Below are 258 nucleotides of genomic sequence, written 5' to 3' on the forward strand. Positions count from 1 at the left end.
CGCCGGGCTCAACCGCAAACGGCAGGGGTTCGATTTGGGTAATCTGGCCGCTGGCGGTGTCCACCGCTTCAATCTGATACAGGCGCGCGGAGACGTTATTGCCACTCACCCAGCGCACCCGCCAGCGATGGGTGCGGGTATTCAAGCTGACAATATCGTCCACCTGATAGGTGACCTTGGGCTCATCAGTATTAACGGCGGTGACGCTGGCGGATTGCCACAAGGGGTCCGCATTCACACCGCAACCGGTTTGCGTAT

The 258-nt window shown here is 59.7% G+C and carries 1 protein-coding gene; it reads right to left on the bottom strand.

Going from position 1 to position 258, the window contains the following annotated elements:
• Positions 1–258: hypothetical protein (locus MO867_RS24480; RefSeq protein WP_252473477.1), on the bottom strand; the 258-nt coding region annotated here is incomplete at both ends.

Origin of the sequence: Microbulbifer okhotskensis (assembly GCF_023895975.1) — a bacterium.
In the GTDB taxonomy this organism is placed as follows: Bacteria; Pseudomonadota; Gammaproteobacteria; order Pseudomonadales; family Cellvibrionaceae; genus Microbulbifer; species Microbulbifer okhotskensis.